Below are 16635 nucleotides of genomic sequence, written 5' to 3'. Positions count from 1 at the left end.
GCTTTTCAAATGGGAAAAGAGAAATTTGACCGTTCGAAACCACATGCTAATATTGGTACAATTGGACACGTTGACCATGGTAAAACTACTTTAACAGCTGCTATCACTACTGTTCTTGCTAAAAGAAGCGGAAAAGGTGCAGCAATGGGTTATGACCAAATTGATGGTGCGCCAGAAGAGCGTGAACGTGGAATTACTATCTCAACTTCACACGTTGAGTACGAAACTGACAACCGTCACTATGCACACGTTGACTGCCCAGGACACGCTGACTACGTTAAGAACATGATCACTGGTGCTGCTCAAATGGACGGCGGGATCTTAGTAGTATCTGCTGCTGACGGCCCAATGCCACAAACTCGTGAGCACATCCTTCTTTCTCGTCAAGTAGGTGTTCCTTACCTTGTTGTATTCATGAACAAATGTGACATGGTAGACGACGAAGAATTATTAGAATTAGTAGAAATGGAAGTACGTGACCTTCTTTCTGAATACGACTTCCCTGGTGACGATGTACCAGTAATCAAAGGTTCTGCTCTTAAAGCTCTTGAAGGAGAAGCTGAGTGGGAAGAAAAAATCATTGAATTAATGGCTGCTGTTGACGAATACGTTCCAACTCCAGAGCGTGACACTGAAAAGCCATTCATGATGCCAGTTGAGGATGTATTCTCAATCACTGGTCGTGGTACTGTTGCTACAGGACGTGTTGAGCGTGGACAAGTTAAAGTTGGTGATGTAGTTGAAATCATCGGTTTAATTGAAGAGCCAAAATCAACTACTGTAACAGGTGTTGAAATGTTCCGTAAGCTTCTTGACTATGCTGAAGCTGGTGACAACATTGGTGCACTACTTCGTGGAGTTTCTCGTGAAGAAATTCAACGTGGACAAGTACTTGCAAAGCCAGGTACAATCAAGCCACACACAAAGTTCAAAGCTGAAGTTTACGTTTTATCAAAAGAAGAAGGTGGACGTCACACTCCATTCTTCTCAAACTACCGCCCACAGTTCTACTTCCGTACAACTGACGTAACTGGAATCATTCAACTTCCTGAAGGTGTTGAAATGGTTATGCCTGGTGACAACATCGAAATGACTGTTGAACTAATCGCTCCAGTTGCAATCGAAGATGGAACTAAGTTCTCAATTCGTGAAGGTGGACGTACTGTAGGCGCTGGCGTTGTTGCTACAATCACTGAGTAATAACAATAGGTCTTCAAAAACAGGCGGATGATCCGCCTGTTTTTTTGTACTAATTCTTCTATATATATAGAAGGGAAACATCGGAAAGTTTCAGATAAACTTGTTTCCAAAATCTTACGCTTAAATAATATGGAGCTATAGTTGAAAAGTCCTTCCATGGTGTGTATAATTGAAAAAGTGCGAAAGACATGCATAAAATAAAGATTTATGTTGCATTTCGTATTAGTTTTTTATATAATAGACAATGTTGGTCTTTGACTGCGATGATGTGGAAGGTTGCTGATACACCCGGCCGCTTTGCCATGGCGAGTGTAAGGAAATTTCCACGGAGAAGGTCTATTTTAAAAGTAGGCGAAAAAGGAGGGAAAATAATGGCAAAACAAAAAATTCGTATTCGTTTAAAAGCTTATGATCATAGAATTCTTGATCAATCTGCAGAAAAAATCGTAGAGACAGCAAAACGTTCTGGGGCGGCAGTTTCTGGTCCAATCCCACTTCCAACTGAGAAGTCTGTTTATACGATTCTTCGTGCTGTTCACAAGTACAAAGATTCTCGTGAACAATTTGAAATGCGTACACACAAGCGCTTAATCGACATCATTAACCCAACACCACAAACTGTTGATTCATTAATGCGTTTAGATTTACCATCTGGTGTTGACATTGAAATCAAACTTTAATTTTAAAATGAAATAAATCGTAAATATTATAGGAGGTGTGACTAATGACCAAAGGAATCTTAGGAAGAAAAATTGGTATGACTCAAGTATTCGTAGGTAACGGTGAACTTGTTCCTGTAACTGTAATCGAAGCTGCTCCGAACGTAGTTCTTCAAAAGAAATCAGTTGAAACTGACGGATATGAAGCTGTTCAAATCGGTTTCGATGACAAAAGAGAAAAACTCTCAAACAAACCTGAAAAGGGTCATGCAACAAAAGCAAACACTGCACCTAAGCGCTTCGTTCGCGAATTACGCGGAGTTAACTTAGATGAGTTTGAAGTTGGTCAGGAAGTCAAAGTTGATATCTTCGCTGAAGGAGATATCGTAGATGTAACAGGAATTTCAAAAGGTAAAGGATTCCAAGGTGCGATTAAGCGCCACGGACAATCTCGCGGACCAATGTCTCACGGTTCTCGCTATCACCGTCGTCCTGGTTCAATGGGACCTGTAGCTCCAAACCGTGTATTCAAAAACAAACTTCTACCTGGTCGTATGGGTGGAGACCGTATCACAGTACAAAACTTAGAGATCGTGAAAGTAGATACAGAACGTAATCTTCTTCTAGTAAAAGGTAATGTACCTGGTGCGAGAAAATCTGTTGTTACAGTTAAGAGAGCTGTTAAAGCAAAATAATTACTAGGAAAGGAGGATATTTGAATGCCTAAAGTATCATTGTATAACCAAACTGGTTCAGCTGTTGGAGAAATCGAATTAAACGATTCTGTATTCGGTGTTGAACCAAATCAACAAGTTTTATTCGATGCAGTAATCATGCAAAGAGCTTCCCTGCGTCAAGGGACTCACAAAACAAAGATTCGTTCTGAAGTAGCAGGCGGAGGACGTAAACCATGGCGTCAAAAGGGTACTGGTCGTGCTCGTCAAGGTTCAATTCGCTCACCTCAATGGCGTGGTGGTGGAACAGTATTTGGTCCAACTCCAAGAAGCTACAGTTACAAATTACCTAAAAAAGTACGCCGTTTAGCAATCAAATCAGCATTATCTACTAAGGTATTAGAGGAAAACATTCTAGTATTAGACAATCTAGTATTAGAAGCTCCTAAAACTAAAGACATGGTTGCGGTACTGAAAGGATTAAACGTAGAACGCAAAGCGTTAATCGTAACTGCAGATGTTAATGAAGCAGTAGAACTTTCAGCTCGTAATATTCCTGGAGTAACAGTTGTTGCTGCAAATGGAGTAAGTGTTCTTGATGTTCTTAACCATGATAAGCTTGTGATTACTAAAGCTGCGGTGGAAAAAGTAGAGGAGGTGCTCGCATAATGAAAGATCCTCGTGATATTATTAAGAGCCCTGTTATTACTGAACGTTCATCAGACCTAATGGCTGAAAAAAAATACACATTTGATGTTGATGTTAAATCAAACAAAACCGAAGTTAAGGATGCGATTGAGCAAATTTTCGGCGTTAAAGTTGAAAAAGTTAACATCATGAACTACAAAGGTAAGTTCAAGCGTGTAGGACGTTACAGTGGATATACAAATCGTCGCAGAAAAGCTATCGTTAAATTAACAGAAGACAGCAAAGAAATCGAATTCTTTGAAGTATAATTTTATAGAGAAGGAGGGAAATAGAGATGGCGATTAAACATTACAAACCAACCTCTAACGGTCGTCGTGGAATGACTACATTAGATTTCGCAGAAATCACTACGGACAGACCAGAGAAATCATTACTTGCACCTTTAAACAAAAAAGCTGGTCGTAATAACCAAGGTAAAATAACAGTACGTCATCAAGCTGGCGGACATAAGCGTCAATACCGTATAATCGACTTCAAACGTGAAAAAGATGGTATACCAGGACGCGTTGCTACGATCGAATACGATCCAAACCGTTCAGCAAACATTGCATTAATCAACTATGCAGATGGAGAAAAACGTTACATTATTGCTCCAAAAAACCTAAAAGTGGGTATGGAGGTAGTTTCAGGACCTGAAGCTGACATTAAAACAGGTAATGCACTTCCATTAGCAAACATCCCAGTAGGTACAGTAGTACACAACATCGAATTAAAACCTGGTAAAGGTGGACAATTAGTTCGTTCAGCTGGTACTTCTGCACAAGTGCTTGGTAAAGAAGGTAAATACGTTCTTGTTCGTTTGAATTCTGGTGAGGTACGCATGATTCTTGCTACATGCCGCGCTACTGTAGGTCAAGTAGGTAACGAACAACATGAACTAGTTAACATTGGTAAAGCAGGTCGTTCACGTTGGTTAGGTAAACGCCCGACAGTTCGTGGATCTGTTATGAACCCTAACGATCACCCACACGGTGGTGGTGAAGGTAAAGCACCTATCGGACGTAAGTCTCCTATGACTCCATGGGGTAAACCTACTCTTGGTGCGAAAACTCGTAAGAAGAAAAACAAATCAGATAAATTTATCGTACGTCGTCGTAAAAAATAACGGGGTTGTGCTACGGTTCATTGGAACCGTAGGCCAATCACGAAGGGAGGTTCACTTATGGGACGCAGTTTGAAAAAAGGACCTTTTGTAGATGATCACTTAATGAAAAAGGTTGAAAATCAAAACGGATCTGAGAAGAAACAAGTTATTAAAACTTGGTCACGTCGTTCAACGATTTTCCCTCAATTCATCGGTAATACAATTGCGGTATATGATGGTCGTAAGCATGTACCAGTTTACGTTACTGAAGATATGGTAGGTCACAAACTTGGTGAATTTGCACCAACTCGTACTTACAAAGGCCACGCAAGTGACGATAAGAAAACAAGACGCTAATGAGAGGAGGATTATCTATGCAAGCTAAAGCTGTTGCGAGAACAGTTCGTATTGCTCCTCGTAAAGTTCGTTTAGTAGCAGATTTAATTCGAGGCAAGCAAGTAGGTGAAGCAATCGCAATCCTACGTCATACACCTAAAGCTGCTTCTCCTATTGTAGAAAAGGTATTAAATTCTGCGATTGCGAATGCAGAGCATAACTACGAAATGGACGCTAATAACCTAGTTATTACTGAAGCATATGTAAATGAAGGTCCAACATTAAAAAGATTCCGTCCAAGAGCTATGGGACGTGCAAGTCAGATTAACAAACGTACTAGCCACATTACAATCGTGGTATCAGAAAAGAAGGAGGGATAAGTAGTGGGTCAAAAAGTTAATCCAATTGGAATGCGTGTCGGCATCATTCGTGACTGGGAGTCAAAATGGTACGCAGGCAAAGATTATGCAGATTTATTACACGAAGACCTTAAAGTTCGCGAATATATCGCAAAACGTTTAAGTGATGCTTCTGTTTCTAAAGTTGAAATTGAACGTGCTGCAAATCGTATCAACGTTACTGTTCATACTGCTAAACCTGGTATGGTTATTGGTAAAGGTGGTACAGAAGTTGAAGCGCTTCGCAAAGCATTAAACCAATTAACAGGTAAGAGAGTACACATCAACATCCTTGAAATTAAAAGAGCTGATCTTGATGCAACTCTAGTAGCTGAAAACATCGCTCGTCAATTAGAAAACCGTGTTTCTTTCCGTCGTGCACAAAAACAAGCTATCCAACGCACAATGCGTGCTGGAGCACAAGGTATTAAAACACAAACTTCTGGTCGTTTAGGCGGAGCGGATATTGCTCGTGCAGAACACTATAGTGAAGGAACAGTTCCACTTCACACTCTTCGTGCAGACATTGATTACGGTACTGCTGAAGCTGATACAACTTACGGAAAAATTGGTGTAAAAGTTTGGATCTATCGTGGAGAGGTCCTTCCTACGAAGAAGAAAACTGAGGAAGGAGGAAAATAATATGTTATTACCAAAACGTGTGAAATACCGCAGAGAACACCGTGGAAAAATGCGTGGTCAAGCAAAAGGTGGTACTGAAGTACATTTCGGTGAATTCGGTTTACAGGCCCAAGAAGCTTCTTGGATTACAAACCGTCAAATCGAAGCTGCTCGTATCGCAATGACACGTTATATGAAACGTGGCGGTAAAGTTTGGATTAAAATTTTCCCATCTAAGCCATATACAGCAAAACCTTTAGAGGTACGTATGGGTTCCGGTAAAGGTGCTCCTGAAGGATGGGTAGCAGTAGTTAAACCCGGAAAAGTATTATTTGAAATTGCTGGTGTTTCTGAGGAGATTGCTCGTGAAGCACTACGCCTAGCAGCTCATAAGCTACCAGTTAAAACAAAATTTGTTAAACGTGAAGAAATTGGTGGTGAATCAAATGAAAGCTAATGAAATCCGTGACCTTACCACTGCCGAAATTGAACAAAAAGTAAAATCATTAAAAGAAGAGTTATTTAACCTTCGCTTTCAACTAGCTACTGGTCAACTTGAGAATACTGCACGTATTCGTGAAGTTCGTAAATCGATCGCTCGTATGAAAACAGTAGTCCGCGAAAGAGAAATCGGTCGTAAATAATCGATAACCAGGAAGGAGGTCTACGATAGTGAGTGAACGTAACCAACGTAAGGTCTACCAAGGACGTGTTGTATCTGACAAAATGGATAAAACAGTTACTGTTCTTGTAGAAACTTATAAAAAACATTCTCTTTACGGTAAACGCGTAAAGTATTCAAAGAAATTTAAAGCACATGATGAAAACAATGTTGCTAAAATCGGCGACATCGTAAAAATTATGGAGACTCGCCCATTATCTGCTACTAAACGCTTCCGTCTTGTTGAAGTAGTAGAAAAAGCAGTTATTATCTAATATATTTTGTTCGGATCAATCAATAGTCCGAAGGGAGGTTTCATGAATGATTCAACAAGAAACTCGTTTGAAAGTTGCTGACAACTCAGGAGCACGTGAGGTACTAACTATTAAAGTATTAGGTGGTTCTGGTCGTAAAACAGCAAGCATTGGTGATGTTATCGTATGTACAGTAAAACAAGCAACACCAGGTGGCGTTGTTAAAAAAGGCGATGTTGTTAAAGCTGTAGTCGTACGTACGAAACGTGGTGTACGTCGTAATGACGGAACTTACATCCGTTTTGATGAAAATGCTTGTGTTATTATCCGTGACGACAAGAGTCCACGTGGAACTCGTATCTTCGGTCCAGTAGCACGTGAATTACGTGATAGTAACTTTATGAAAATTGTTTCACTAGCTCCAGAAGTATTATAATTCGAAATCGATTGGCCTTTAAGGAGGTGCGAACTAGATGCATGTAAAAAAGGGTGACAAGGTACAGGTCATTTCAGGGAAAGATAAAGGTAAACAAGGTGTAATCCTTGAAAGCTTTCCAAAGAAGGATCGTGTCATTGTAGAAGGCGTTAATATTGTAAAGAAACACTCAAAACCGTCTCAAGCGAATCCACAAGGTGGTATCATTAGCCAAGAGGCACCTATTCATGTATCAAATGTAATGCCATTAGATCCTAAATCTGGTACTCCAACACGTGTTGGTTATACAGAAGTTAATGGCAAAAAGGTACGTGTAGCAAAAAAATCCGGTGAAGTTTTAGATAAATAGTAAATAAAGAAAGGAGGTACTTACATGAACCGCCTAAAAGAAAAATTTCAAAAAGAAATTACACCTGCTCTAATGAGCAAGTTTAACTATAAGTCTGTTATGCAGGTTCCAAAAGTAGAAAAAATCGTGATCAACATGGGTGTTGGTGACGCAGTTCAAAACTCTAAAGTATTAGACAACGCTGTGGAAGAATTAGCTGCTCTTAGTGGTCAAAAGCCAGTTGTTACTAAAGCTAAGAAATCAATTGCTGGATTCCGTCTTCGTGAAGGAATGCCTATCGGTGCGAAAGTTACACTACGCGGAGAGCGTATGTACGATTTCTTAGATAAGCTTGTTTCTATCTCACTACCACGTGTACGTGACTTCCGTGGAGTATCAAAGAAATCATTTGATGGTCGTGGAAACTACACTTTAGGTGTAAAAGAACAATTAATTTTCCCTGAAATTGATTACGATAAAGTAAGTAAAGTTCGTGGTATGGATATCGTTATCGTAACTACTGCAAATACTGACGAAGAAGCTCGTGAGTTATTAACAGCATTCGGTATGCCGTTCCAAAAGTAAAGGAGGCGAAAACGTGGCTAAAAAATCAATGATTGCGAAACAAAAACGCACACAGAAATTTAAAGTACAAGAGTACACACGTTGCGAACGTTGCGGCCGTCCACACTCTGTATTACGTAAATTTAAATTATGCCGTATTTGTTTCCGTGAACTAGCTTATAAGGGTCAAATTCCTGGTGTAAAAAAAGCAAGTTGGTAAACCCCGAATTGGGAAGGAGGTAAAAATACTATGGTGATGACAGATCCAATTGCAGATATGCTTACTCGCATCCGTAATGCGAACATGGTTCGTCATGAGAAGCTTGAAATCCCTGCATCAAACATTAAAAGGGAAATCGCTGAAATTTTAAAGCGTGAAGGTTTCGTTCGTGACGTTGAATATATTGAGGATGACAAACAAGGTATCATTCGTATTTTCTTAAAATACGGTGCAAACAATGAGCGCGTAATTACTGGTCTTAAGCGTATTAGTAAGCCTGGTCTACGTGTTTATGCAAAATCTAACGAAGTACCACGTGTGTTAAACGGTCTAGGTATCGCGATCGTTTCAACTTCACAAGGTGTATTAACTGATAAAGAAGCTCGTCAAAAGCAAGCCGGCGGAGAAGTATTAGCTTACGTTTGGTAATAGCTTGATAAGAATGGAGGTGTAGTACATGTCACGTATTGGTAAAAAACCAATCGAATTACCATCTGGTGTTACTGTAAGTTTCAATGGTAATACTGTTACTGTTAAAGGACCAAAAGGCGAATTAACTCGTGCTTTCCATCCTGATATGCAAATCAATGTTGAAGACAACGTGATCAACGTTGTTCGTCCAACTGATAATAAAGAACACCGTGCTCTTCACGGTACAACACGTAGTCTACTTGGAAACATGGTTGAAGGTGTTTCTAAAGGTTTCGAAAGAGGCTTAGAGCTTATCGGGGTCGGATACCGTGCTCAAAAAGCTGGAAATAAGCTTGTATTAAACGTTGGTTACTCTCATCCAGTAGAAATCGTTCCTGAGACTGGCGTTGAAATCGATGTTCCATCTAACACTAAGATTGTTGTTAAAGGTATCGATAAAGAACGTGTTGGAGCGTTAGCTGCTAATATTCGTGGTGTACGTCCGCCTGAGCCTTATAAAGGAAAAGGTATTCGCTACGAAGGTGAATTTGTTCGTCGTAAAGAAGGTAAAACTGCGAAGTAAGCCTTTTTAGGTAAAAGAAAGGAGAGACGTAAATGATTACGAAACAGGATAAAAATGCAGTTCGTAGAAAAAGACATGCTCGTGTTCGTTCTCGTGTTTCAGGAACTGCTACTCGTCCTCGCCTAAATGTGTTCCGTTCAAACAAACACATTTACGCTCAATTAATCGATGATGTGAACTCAGTAACAATCGCAAGTGCTTCTACATTAGATAAAGAACTATCTGTTGAAGGTTCTGGTAACGTAGATGCAGCAACAAAGGTTGGCGAACTAGTTGCTAAGCGTGGTATCGAAAAAGGAATCAAAGAGGTAGTATTCGACCGCGGAGGTTACCTATATCACGGACGTGTAAAAGCATTAGCAGAAGCTGCTCGTGAAGCTGGATTACAATTTTAATAAAAAAGGAGGGACATTATAGATGCGTCGCATTGATCCAAATAAATTAGAACTTGAAGAACGCGTAGTTACCGTTAACCGTGTTGCTAAGGTTGTAAAAGGTGGACGTCGTTTCCGCTTTGCAGCATTGGTAGTAGTTGGTGATAAGAACGGACACGTTGGTTTTGGAACTGGTAAAGCACAAGAAGTTCCAGATGCAATCCGTAAAGCAATTGAAGATGCTAAAAAGAACCTAATCTCTGTACCAATGGTTGGAACAACAATTCCTCACCAAGTAGTTGGTCAATTTGGAGCAGGAGAAGTATTACTAAAACCTGCGTCTGAAGGTACTGGAGTTATCGCCGGTGGACCAGTTCGTGCGGTATTAGAACTTGCTGGTGTCGGTGATATCCTTTCTAAATCTTTAGGAACAAACACTCCAGTAAATATGATTCGTGCTACAATTGAAGGTTTAAGTCAATTAAAGCGTGCTGAAGAAGTAGCTAAGTTACGTGGTAAATCAGTAGAAGAACTGTTAGGATAGGAGGGAAAACACAATGTCAAAGAAATTAGAAATCACCCTCACTCGCAGTGTCATTGGACGTCCTGAAGACCAACGTGTAACTGTTCGTACTCTTGGATTGAAAAAATTACATCAAACTGTTGTTCATGATGATAATGCTGCGATTCGCGGTATGATTAATAAAGTTGCTCACCTAGTTACGGTTAAAGAACAATAATTGAATTTTTTCTGAAATAAGGAGGTGCCCAAATGAAACTTCATGAATTACAAGCAACTGAAGGCTCTCGTAAAACACGTAATCGTGTTGGACGCGGAACTGGTTCAGGTAATGGTAAAACTGCTGGTAGAGGTCATAAAGGTCAAAACTCACGTTCAGGTGGCGGTGTACGTCCTGGTTTTGAAGGTGGTCAAATGCCTTTATTCCAACGTCTACCAAAGCGTGGTTTCACAAACATCAATCGCAAAGACTTTGCAATTGTTAATTTAGAAACATTAAATCGTTTTGAAGACGGAACAGAAGTAACACCTGAACTTTTAATTGAATCTGGTGTTGTAAGTAAACTGAATGCCGGAATTAAGATCCTTGGAAAAGGTTCTCTTGATAAAAAGCTAACAGTTAGAGCTCACAAATTCTCCTCTACTGCTCAACAAGCGATTGAAGCTGCTGGCGGAAAAACTGAGGTGATTTAATGTTTCAAACAATCTCCAATTTTATGCGCGTTGGTGATATAAGAAACAAAATTATATTCACCTTACTTATGTTAGTAGTATTTCGAATCGGCACCTTTATTCCAGTACCAAATGTCAATGCCGACGTTTTAAGAGCATCTGATAGCAATACAGCGTTTGGCCTTTTAAATACATTTGGTGGTGGAGCATTGTTTAACTTCTCAATCCTTGCGATGGGTATCATGCCATACATCACTGCTTCAATTATCATACAGTTGTTGCAAATGGACGTTGTTCCTAAGTTTACGGAATGGTCCAAGCAAGGTGAAGTTGGACGTCGTAAATTAGCACAGTTTACTCGCTATGGAACGATCGTGCTCGGATTTATCCAAGCATTAGGTATGTCATACGGCTTTAACAATATGTCAAATGGTATGTTAATCGAAAATCCAAGTATTGGAACGTACCTATTAATCGCTGTTGTGTTAACTGCTGGTACTGCATTTTTAATGTGGTTAGGTGAACAGATTACAGCGAAGGGCGTTGGAAACGGAATTTCGATTATCATTTTCGCTGGTATTGTTGCCGGTATTCCTACAGCTGTAAATCAAATTTATATTCAACAATTTGAAGATGCAGGGGATCAGCTATTCCTAAGCATCATTACTGTTGTTTTATTGTTAATTGCTGTTATAGCTGTTGTTGTAGGTGTAATATTTGTACAACAAGCTTTACGAAAAATTCCAATTCAATATGCAAAGCGGTTAGCTGCTAATAGCCCGGTTGGAGGACACTCCACTCATTTACCGTTAAAAGTAAATGCGGCTGGTGTTATTCCTGTAATCTTTGCAGTTTCCTTCATTATCACACCACCAACGATTGCATCGTTTTTTGGTCCTAATGCGGTAACTGAATGGATACAAAAATATTTTGATTATTCCCAGCCTGTTGGGATGATTATATATATCGCGCTAATCATTGCGTTCACATATTTCTACACATTTGTTCAAGTTAATCCTGAGCAAATGGCAGATAATTTGAAAAAGCAAGGCGGCTACATTCCAGGGATTCGCCCAGGAAGAAACACGCAAGAATATGTAACAAAAATTCTGTATCGTTTAACTTTTGTTGGTTCTATTTTCTTAGCAGCTATTTCTGTTCTTCCTGTATTCTTTATAAAATTTGCGAATTTACCGCAGTCTGCACAAATTGGTGGAACTAGCTTGCTCATCGTTATTGGTGTTGCACTTGAGACAATGAAGCAGCTTGAAAGTCAGCTTGTAAAACGTCATTATAAAGGATTTATCAAATAAGGTCTGGGAAGGTTTTTTCCCAGCACCTCTAAGAAAGAGGTTAGAGGGGGCAAATCACTTGAACTTAGTATTAATGGGGCTACCGGGTGCAGGTAAAGGTACTCAAGCCGAAAAAATAGTAGAAAAGTACAATATCCCTCATATCTCAACAGGAGATATGTTCCGTGCTGCAATAAAAGATGGAACAGAACTAGGACTTCAAGCAAAATCCTTTATGGATAAAGGTGAGCTTGTTCCTGATGAAGTTACGATCGGAATTGTCCGTGAACGATTAAGCAAGGACGATTGCAACCAAGGATTTTTACTTGACGGATTCCCACGTACAGTTCCACAAGCAGAAGCGCTTGAGGCAATCCTTACTGATCTCGAGAAAAAGATTGACTTTGTTATTAACATCGAAGTCGATTCTGCTATTTTACTTGAGAGATTAACTGGTCGTCGAATTTGTAAGGACTGTGGAGCTACTTACCACCTAGTATTCAACCCGCCTAGCCAGGAAGGGACATGCGATAAATGTGGTGGAGAGCTTTATCAACGTGCTGATGACAATGCGGAAACAGTTGGAACTCGTTTGCAAGTGAATATCGAGCAATCAAAGCCACTTCTTGACTTTTATCAAGAAAAAGGCTATCTTCGCAATATTGATGGACAACAAGAAATTAACAAAGTTTTTGGTGATGTAGAGGAGCTCCTTGGGGGATTAAAGTAGATGATTATCTGCAAGTCACCAAGAGAGATTGAAATAATGCGCGAAGCTGGTAAAATCGTGGCATTGACACACCAAGAATTACAAAAATATATTACTCCAGGGATTTCAACGAAAGAACTGGATACAATTGCTGAAAAGTTTATTCGTGGATATGATGCAATTCCTTCTTTTAAAGGGTATAATGGTTTTCGCGGTAGTATCTGCACTTCTGTTAATGAAGAGCTGGTACATGGTATACCTGGTGATCGTGTCTTACAAGATGGAGATATTATTAGTATCGATATCGGAGCAAAGCACAATGGTTATCATGGTGACTCAGCTTGGACTTATCCGGTAGGTGCGATTTCACTTGAAAATCAAAAACTTCTTGAAGTGACGAAGAATGCTCTTTATCAAGGATTAGAAGAAGCAAAACCTGGTGTGCGTCTTTCAAATATTTCTCATGCAATCCAAGTTTATGTCGAGACCCATGACTTTTCGATTGTTCGGGAATATGTAGGTCACGGTGTAGGCAAAGAATTACATGAGGAGCCACAAATTCCACATTATGGTCCTCCAAATAAAGGACCTCTTTTAAAACCAGGAATGGTACTTGCCGTTGAACCGATGGTAAATGCAGGTAGTCGATACGTGAATACGTTAGCAGATAACTGGACTGTTGTAACAGTCGATGGCAAAACGTGTGCGCATTTTGAACATACGATTGCTATTACAGAAACAGGGTATGAGATCTTAACAAAATTGTAAGGCACAAACCCTATTCATTAGAATAACATTCATCTAATTTTTGATTACGTATCTCCGGAAGTTCAGAGCAGTATTAATAAAACTGGTCGATGGCAAACGTATAGGATGATTAGTGTGTATCGATGTTTGTCAATGAGCAAGTTACTGATTTGAAGAAGGGAGAACAATTCCAATGGCGAAAGATGATGTAATTGAAGTTGAAGGTACTGTTGCAGAGACATTACCTAATGCAATGTTTAAAGTTGAATTAGAGAATGGTCATACTGTTTTGGCTCATGTTTCTGGTAAAATTCGCATGCACTTTATTCGTATTTTACCTGGAGACAAGGTTACGGTTGAATTATCACCATATGACTTGACTCGCGGTAGGATTACGTACCGTTTTAAATAAATGCGCTCCGAACTATCAAGGAGGTTTGAAAAATGAAAGTGAGACCATCAGTTAAACCTATCTGCGAAAAATGTAAGGTTATTCGTAGAAAAGGTAAAGTAATGGTAATTTGTGAAAACCCAAAACATAAACAAAAACAAGGCTAATAAATAAGGAGGTGTACGTCTATATGGCACGTATTGCTGGTGTTGATATTCCACGTGAAAAACGTGTGGTTATATCTTTAACATATATTTTCGGAATTGGACGTCCAACTGCACAAAAAATTCTAGCAGAAGCTGGTGTCTCTGAAGATACACGAGTTCGTGATCTAACTGAAGACGAATTAAACAAGATTCGTGATATCGTTGACCGTTATAAAGTAGAAGGTGACCTTCGTCGTGAAGTTTCACTTAACATCAAACGTTTAATCGAAATCGGTTCTTACCGTGGTCTACGTCATCGTCGTGGATTACCTGTAAGAGGCCAAAATACAAAAAATAACGCTCGTACACGTAAGGGACCTCGTCGTACTGTAGCAAACAAGAAAAAATAGTAAGGGAGGTAATGGATAAATGGCACGTAAAACGAATACTCGTAAACGTCGTGTAAAAAAGAATATTGAATCTGGTGTTGCACACATCCGTTCAACATTCAACAATACGATCGTAACAATTACAGATGCACACGGAAATGCAATCTCTTGGTCAAGTGCTGGTGCACTTGGTTTCAAAGGTTCACGTAAATCTACTCCATTTGCTGCCCAAATGGCTGCTGAAACAGCTGCAAAAGCTTCAATGGAGCATGGTATGAGAACTCTTGAAGTAACTGTAAAAGGCCCTGGCGCAGGACGTGAAGCTGCAATTCGTGCTCTTCAGGCTGCTGGTCTTGAAGTTACAGCTATTAAAGATGTTACTCCAGTACCACATAACGGATGTCGCCCACCAAAACGTCGTCGTGTGTAACATTCATTCAAATACGACAAGACGTATTTCATCTTTTTCTGTATAAGATTTATGATCCAAGGCTATAATGGATTAATGGGTTTTGATAAACTTTTTTATTCTTATAAGTGTAACAAAGGCGTGAGTGAGATCAATTTTACGAATCGCCATGTTTTGTTTATAAGTTCTTTACAGAATGAATTGAGTTGTTGTTGTGCACAGATAGGGAACTTAACTTTTGGGAATTTCGGTTAGACGTCATTGATCATGGTCTAGCCGAGGTTTCGACGTTTTGAAGGAGGGTTTATAAATGATCGAAATTGAAAAACCAAAAATCGAAACGGTTGAAATCAGCGAAGATGCCAAATACGGTAAATTCGTCGTCGAGCCACTTGAGCGTGGATATGGAACTACTTTGGGTAACTCCTTACGTCGTATCCTATTATCTTCTCTTCCTGGTGCCGCTGTAACGTCTATCCAAATAGATGGGGTACTGCATGAATTTTCAACAATTGAAGGCGTCGTCGAAGATGTAACATCTATTATCTTAAATGTGAAGAAATTAGCTCTTAAAATCTACTCTGATGAAGAGAAGACTCTTGAGATAGATGTTCAAGGTGAAGGTCCGGTAAAAGCTTCTGATATCACACATGACAGTGATGTTGAAATCTTAAATCCAGATCTACACATTGCAACACTTGCTAAGGACGCACATTTTCGTGTGAGATTTACTGCGAAGCGTGGACGAGGATATACTCCAGCTGATGCAAACAAGCGTGAAGATCGACCAATCGGTGTAATTCCGATTGATTCAATCTATACTCCAGTTTCACGTGTTAATTACCAAGTGGAAAAGACACGTGTTGGACAGGTCGCGAACTTTGACAAACTGACTTTTGATGTTTGGACAGACGGCAGTACTGGTCCGAAAGAAGCGATTGCACTAGGTGCGAAAATCCTAACAGAACATTTAAATATTTTTGTAGGATTAACGGATGAAGCTCAAAATGCAGAAATTATGGTTGAAAAAGAAGAGGATCAGAAAGAGAAAGTCCTCGAGATGACAATTGAAGAATTGGATCTCTCAGTTCGTTCATATAACTGCTTAAAGAGAGCAGGAATCAATACGGTTCAAGAGCTTGCTCATAAAACTGAAGAAGATATGATGAAGGTACGTAACCTTGGTCGTAAATCTTTAGAAGAAGTTAAGGCTAAACTAGAAGAGCTTGGTTTAGGCTTACGTAAAGATGATTGAATCGCTTTGAATTAGAGGCAATCTTTTTCATTACGTATTGTCATACTTGTTACAAGAGCCTAGTTATCTAATGCTTTATCTTTCATAATAATTCAACAAAGGAGGGAATACCTCATGTCATACCAAAAATTAGGACGTACAAGCGCGCAACGTAAGGCGTTATTACGTGACCTTACTACTGACTTAATTATCAACGAGCGTATCGAAACAACTGAAGCTCGTGCGAAGGAATTAAAATCAGTTGTAGAAAAAATGATTACATTAGGTAAGCGTGGAGACCTGCACGCTCGTCGTCAAGCTGCATCTTACATCCGTAACGAAGTAGCAAACGAAGAGTCTGGTCAAGATGCGCTTCAAAAATTATTCAGTGACATCGCAACTCGTTATGAAGAGCGCCAAGGTGGATACACTCGTATCATGAAACTTGGACCTCGTCGTGGTGACGGTGCACCAATGGTTATCATTGAATTAGTATAATTCTTATTTTTATAGGGCGGGACAGTTTTTTAAACTGGTCTAAGCCCTTTTTATTTTATGTTCATTATTTTTCAAAAAAGATAGAATTATCTACAAATAGCATTTTGCTCTCCTTAT

Annotated in this window: 31 protein-coding genes; all 31 read left to right on the top strand. The window is 39.6% G+C overall.

The window, feature by feature from the left end; genetic code table 11:
* The first annotated feature begins 9 nt into the window (after nt 1-9).
* The 31 genes from tuf (at nt 10) to rplQ (ending at nt 16518) form a co-directional block, all read left to right on the top strand.
* Nucleotides 10-1200, top strand: a complete 1191-nt coding sequence (gene tuf / locus E1I69_RS12370) for an elongation factor Tu (RefSeq protein WP_136379915.1) — start codon at nt 10-12, stop codon at nt 1198-1200.
* A 371-nt stretch (nt 1201-1571) separates the two neighbouring features.
* Complete coding sequence (gene rpsJ / locus E1I69_RS12365; RefSeq protein ID WP_003348621.1) at nt 1572-1880, top strand: 30S ribosomal protein S10; 309 nt, start codon at nt 1572-1574, stop codon at nt 1878-1880.
* Between the two features lie 44 nt (nt 1881-1924).
* Nucleotides 1925-2554 (top strand): 50S ribosomal protein L3, encoded by a 630-nt coding sequence (gene rplC / locus E1I69_RS12360; protein WP_136379914.1) that lies wholly within the window; start codon nt 1925-1927, stop codon nt 2552-2554.
* A 24-nt stretch (nt 2555-2578) separates the two neighbouring features.
* Nucleotides 2579-3202, top strand: coding sequence for a 50S ribosomal protein L4 (gene rplD / locus E1I69_RS12355; RefSeq protein WP_136379913.1), 624 nt, complete (start codon nt 2579-2581; stop codon nt 3200-3202).
* Entirely contained in the window at nt 3202-3489 is a 288-nt protein-coding gene (gene rplW, locus E1I69_RS12350; RefSeq protein ID WP_136379912.1) for a 50S ribosomal protein L23, read from the top strand. The genes rplD and rplW overlap by 1 nt, the downstream gene beginning before the upstream one ends.
* Nucleotides 3490-3515: 26 nt before the next feature.
* Nucleotides 3516-4346, top strand: coding sequence for a 50S ribosomal protein L2 (rplB, locus tag E1I69_RS12345; protein ID WP_136379911.1), 831 nt, complete (start codon nt 3516-3518; stop codon nt 4344-4346).
* 57 nt (nt 4347-4403) lie between these two features.
* A complete protein-coding gene (gene rpsS / locus E1I69_RS12340) occupies nt 4404-4682 on the top strand; it encodes a 30S ribosomal protein S19 (protein ID WP_136379910.1) in 279 nt (92 codons plus the stop codon).
* 17 nt (nt 4683-4699) lie between these two features.
* Nucleotides 4700-5041 (top strand): 50S ribosomal protein L22, encoded by a 342-nt coding sequence (gene rplV / locus E1I69_RS12335; protein WP_116354137.1) that lies wholly within the window; start codon nt 4700-4702, stop codon nt 5039-5041.
* Nucleotides 5042-5044: 3 nt separating this feature from the next.
* Nucleotides 5045-5701 (top strand): 30S ribosomal protein S3, encoded by a 657-nt coding sequence (gene rpsC, locus E1I69_RS12330; RefSeq protein ID WP_136379909.1) that lies wholly within the window; start codon nt 5045-5047, stop codon nt 5699-5701.
* A gap of 1 nt (nt 5702) precedes the next feature.
* Nucleotides 5703-6137 (top strand): 50S ribosomal protein L16, encoded by a 435-nt coding sequence (rplP, locus tag E1I69_RS12325; protein WP_136379908.1) that lies wholly within the window; start codon nt 5703-5705, stop codon nt 6135-6137.
* Nucleotides 6127-6324 carry a 50S ribosomal protein L29 gene (rpmC, locus tag E1I69_RS12320; protein ID WP_010285065.1) on the top strand — a complete coding sequence of 66 codons (198 nt, stop codon included), beginning with the start codon at nt 6127-6129 and terminating at the stop codon, nt 6322-6324. Before rplP ends, rpmC begins: the two co-directional genes overlap by 11 nt.
* A 28-nt stretch (nt 6325-6352) precedes the next feature.
* On the top strand, nt 6353-6616 hold the full coding sequence (gene rpsQ / locus E1I69_RS12315) for a 30S ribosomal protein S17 (protein WP_116354134.1): 264 nt from the start codon (nt 6353-6355) through the stop codon (nt 6614-6616).
* A gap of 46 nt (nt 6617-6662) precedes the next feature.
* The gene (gene rplN / locus E1I69_RS12310) at nt 6663-7031 is read left to right on the top strand and encodes a 50S ribosomal protein L14 (RefSeq protein ID WP_136379907.1); all 369 of its coding nucleotides are present in this window, start codon (nt 6663-6665) and stop codon (nt 7029-7031) included.
* 37 nt (nt 7032-7068) lie between these two features.
* Entirely contained in the window at nt 7069-7380 is a 312-nt protein-coding gene (gene rplX / locus E1I69_RS12305) for a 50S ribosomal protein L24 (protein ID WP_136379906.1), read from the top strand.
* Nucleotides 7381-7404: 24 nt separating this feature from the next.
* On the top strand, nt 7405-7944 hold the full coding sequence (rplE, locus tag E1I69_RS12300) for a 50S ribosomal protein L5 (RefSeq protein ID WP_116354131.1): 540 nt from the start codon (nt 7405-7407) through the stop codon (nt 7942-7944).
* A 13-nt stretch (nt 7945-7957) separates the two neighbouring features.
* Nucleotides 7958-8143 carry a 30S ribosomal protein S14 gene (gene rpsN, locus E1I69_RS12295; RefSeq protein WP_010285078.1) on the top strand — a complete coding sequence of 62 codons (186 nt, stop codon included), beginning with the start codon at nt 7958-7960 and terminating at the stop codon, nt 8141-8143.
* A gap of 30 nt (nt 8144-8173) precedes the next feature.
* A complete protein-coding gene (gene rpsH / locus E1I69_RS12290; protein WP_099352750.1) occupies nt 8174-8572 on the top strand; it encodes a 30S ribosomal protein S8 in 399 nt (132 codons plus the stop codon).
* Nucleotides 8573-8600: 28 nt separating this feature from the next.
* A complete protein-coding gene (rplF, locus tag E1I69_RS12285) occupies nt 8601-9137 on the top strand; it encodes a 50S ribosomal protein L6 (RefSeq protein WP_136379905.1) in 537 nt (178 codons plus the stop codon).
* A 32-nt stretch (nt 9138-9169) separates the two neighbouring features.
* Nucleotides 9170-9532 (top strand): 50S ribosomal protein L18, encoded by a 363-nt coding sequence (gene rplR, locus E1I69_RS12280; RefSeq protein WP_010285081.1) that lies wholly within the window; start codon nt 9170-9172, stop codon nt 9530-9532.
* A gap of 22 nt (nt 9533-9554) precedes the next feature.
* The gene (rpsE, locus tag E1I69_RS12275) at nt 9555-10055 is read left to right on the top strand and encodes a 30S ribosomal protein S5 (RefSeq protein ID WP_116354129.1); all 501 of its coding nucleotides are present in this window, start codon (nt 9555-9557) and stop codon (nt 10053-10055) included.
* A 13-nt stretch (nt 10056-10068) separates the two neighbouring features.
* Nucleotides 10069-10251, top strand: a complete 183-nt coding sequence (rpmD, locus tag E1I69_RS12270; RefSeq protein WP_010285086.1) for a 50S ribosomal protein L30 — start codon at nt 10069-10071, stop codon at nt 10249-10251.
* Between the two features lie 32 nt (nt 10252-10283).
* Nucleotides 10284-10724 carry a 50S ribosomal protein L15 gene (rplO, locus tag E1I69_RS12265; protein WP_136379904.1) on the top strand — a complete coding sequence of 147 codons (441 nt, stop codon included), beginning with the start codon at nt 10284-10286 and terminating at the stop codon, nt 10722-10724.
* Nucleotides 10724-12016, top strand: coding sequence for a preprotein translocase subunit SecY (gene secY / locus E1I69_RS12260; protein ID WP_136379903.1), 1293 nt, complete (start codon nt 10724-10726; stop codon nt 12014-12016). Before rplO ends, secY begins: the two co-directional genes overlap by 1 nt.
* Nucleotides 12017-12074: 58 nt before the next feature.
* Nucleotides 12075-12725 carry an adenylate kinase gene (locus E1I69_RS12255; protein WP_136379902.1) on the top strand — a complete coding sequence of 217 codons (651 nt, stop codon included), beginning with the start codon at nt 12075-12077 and terminating at the stop codon, nt 12723-12725.
* Nucleotides 12726-13472: a type I methionyl aminopeptidase gene (map, locus tag E1I69_RS12250; protein ID WP_136379901.1), complete on the top strand. Its 747-nt coding sequence runs from the start codon at nt 12726-12728 to the stop codon at nt 13470-13472.
* 172 nt (nt 13473-13644) lie between these two features.
* The gene (gene infA, locus E1I69_RS12245) at nt 13645-13863 is read left to right on the top strand and encodes a translation initiation factor IF-1 (protein ID WP_010285101.1); all 219 of its coding nucleotides are present in this window, start codon (nt 13645-13647) and stop codon (nt 13861-13863) included.
* Nucleotides 13864-13895: 32 nt separating this feature from the next.
* Nucleotides 13896-14009, top strand: a complete 114-nt coding sequence (gene rpmJ / locus E1I69_RS12240) for a 50S ribosomal protein L36 (RefSeq protein ID WP_003156543.1) — start codon at nt 13896-13898, stop codon at nt 14007-14009.
* A gap of 23 nt (nt 14010-14032) precedes the next feature.
* Nucleotides 14033-14398, top strand: coding sequence for a 30S ribosomal protein S13 (gene rpsM, locus E1I69_RS12235; protein ID WP_010285107.1), 366 nt, complete (start codon nt 14033-14035; stop codon nt 14396-14398).
* 19 nt (nt 14399-14417) lie between these two features.
* The gene (rpsK, locus tag E1I69_RS12230; protein WP_099352759.1) at nt 14418-14807 is read left to right on the top strand and encodes a 30S ribosomal protein S11; all 390 of its coding nucleotides are present in this window, start codon (nt 14418-14420) and stop codon (nt 14805-14807) included.
* A 289-nt stretch (nt 14808-15096) separates the two neighbouring features.
* Entirely contained in the window at nt 15097-16041 is a 945-nt protein-coding gene (locus E1I69_RS12225) for a DNA-directed RNA polymerase subunit alpha (RefSeq protein WP_136379900.1), read from the top strand.
* 114 nt (nt 16042-16155) lie between these two features.
* Nucleotides 16156-16518 (top strand): 50S ribosomal protein L17, encoded by a 363-nt coding sequence (rplQ, locus tag E1I69_RS12220; protein WP_116354123.1) that lies wholly within the window; start codon nt 16156-16158, stop codon nt 16516-16518.
* Nucleotides 16519-16635: the final 117 nt, after the last annotated feature.

This window comes from Bacillus timonensis, assembly GCF_004799755.1.
GTDB lineage: Bacteria > Bacillota > Bacilli > Bacillales > Bacillaceae_L > Ferdinandcohnia > Ferdinandcohnia timonensis_A.
This window is presented reverse-complemented; position numbering and strand designations above follow the sequence as displayed.